This window comes from uncultured Fretibacterium sp., assembly GCF_938040765.1.
Taxonomy (GTDB): Bacteria; Synergistota; Synergistia; order Synergistales; family Aminobacteriaceae; genus CAJPSE01.
In genome coordinates this window covers 1-1,689 of the sequence record NZ_CALIAA010000241.1, presented here as the reverse complement: position 1 = coordinate 1,689, position 1,689 = coordinate 1, and the positions used below count along the sequence as shown (strand labels likewise).

Sequence of the window (1,689 nt, the reverse complement as noted above, 5' to 3'; positions counted from 1 at the left end):
ATTATAATGACGCCCCCGGAAAATGGGGGCGATGGGTTCTGCGGTCATCGTTGTCCTGCGCCTCTGCGGGGAACCGCGTTTGCCGTTCGATGCCGCATGGACGGAGTTTCTCAGCCTTGCCGCGGCGCGGACAGGATCTCGACACGGTATTTTTTGAGCAGCCGGACCGGATGATAGGAGAGCTTCGCCTCCCTCAGCCCCGGATTGCCCATGTCCTCCTCGCGGTTCACCCAGGCGTAGTCCGAGCCTTGATTCTGCAGAAAAAGTTGATTCAGGGCCTGGTAGCTTCCGGCGTAATCTTCGAGGGCCTTCTCAAAGCGGATGTCCAAAGTCTTCGCGTCCAGTTCCTCGGCGATCGTGTAGCCGACGGTCGTTCCGTCGGCCCGTAGCAGGGCCCCCAGAAAGGGAAGATCGTCCCACCTCTCGAGGGCGCGCCGGATGGCCCGGTCCTCGTCCTCGAGGGAGAGCGAGGGGTCGGCCTCCCTGCGCCGCAGCCACTCCGCCTGAAAATCCAGGAGTTCGGGAAAATCCTCCGGGAGGAGCGGGACGTATTCCCAGTCGCAGGAGGACTGAAAGGAGCGGACATGGGCCCGTTTCTGGGCGAAGCGGCTTCCCTTCAGGGCGATCAGCTCGGGCACGGAATGAAGATATTCCCATTCGTCCCGATCCTCCGTAACCTGGACCCGGGCGGCGAGGGAATCGGAAAAGCGTTCGACGACGGCCTCCGGCACGTCCAGCAGAACGTCGCCGGGCGCGAAATGTTCCCGAAGGAGGGCGTCCCAGTCCGCGGCGTCCCAGTCCCCTACGGGCGAACAGAACCCGGGCTTGTTTCCGTGTGAGCGCAGCCAGCAGAGCGTATCGTCCCATGCCAGCTCCATGGGGTTCGTGTCCCCCCAGCCCCACAGAGAAAAAAAGGAGTATTCGGCATACTTGACGGAGGTGCGGCCGTATAATTCGCTGTAGGGTACCCGGTCCTCCCAGGTCAACGGTCTGAAAGAGAGCATGTATTCGGTTCCTCTCCGGCCCTTTCGGGCTGCTCCGCCCCGCCCTTGTCCGACGGGGAGACGAAAAATAAAAAGCGGCTCCATTGAGGGCCGCTTTCCGTAAGCAATCTCCGTTTTGCGGAAAAAAGGAGGCGTTACTTCGCCTTCTTCTTGCCCTTGACGGCCAGGACCTTCTCCTTCAGATCCTTGCCGGGACGGAATACGGGGACCTTCTTGGCGGGAATCTTGACGACCTTGGAAGGATCCTGAGGGTTGCGGCCCTCGCGCGCGGCGCGCTCCTTGACCTCAAAAACGCCGAAGCCGACGAACGTGCACTTCTCCCCTTTTGCCAGGGCTCCCTCGATCGAAGCGAAAACTTCCTCAACGATGGGGGTGACGTCCTTCTTCTTCACAAGCAATTTCTCGGCAATCTGGTCAATAAGCTCGGCTTTTGTCACAACTTACACCTCCATAATAAAGATTTTTCTGCATTCTATCAGCCTTTATGAAATATACAAGCCCTTTTGGGGCAAAAAAGAGCGATGTGGACGTCTCTTGAGGGGATTTTTCGTGTAAATGAACAATAGTGCCCAGTCCCATTAAGCCTCAAGAATCATGCGAGCTTCTGACTTCGGTCACGGCCACCCCCGACGCCATTCATCGTCCCCTCCTTTTCCTTTGGTTTTGGTGGGCCTTCTGCGTCCGC

The 1,689-nt window shown here is 58.7% G+C and carries 2 protein-coding genes; both read right to left on the bottom strand.

Annotation, left to right across the window (positions count from 1 at the left end):
• Positions 1-110: 110 nt before the first annotated feature.
• The gene (locus Q0176_RS08355) at positions 111-1,004 is read right to left on the bottom strand and encodes a phosphatidylglycerol lysyltransferase domain-containing protein (RefSeq protein ID WP_299301453.1); all 894 of its coding nucleotides are present in this window, start codon (positions 1,002-1,004) and stop codon (positions 111-113) included.
• 134 nt (positions 1,005-1,138) lie between these two features.
• Positions 1,139-1,441 carry an HU family DNA-binding protein gene (locus Q0176_RS08350; protein WP_299301450.1) on the bottom strand — a complete coding sequence of 101 codons (303 nt, stop codon included), beginning with the start codon at positions 1,439-1,441 and terminating at the stop codon, positions 1,139-1,141.
• Positions 1,442-1,689 lie beyond the last annotated feature (248 nt).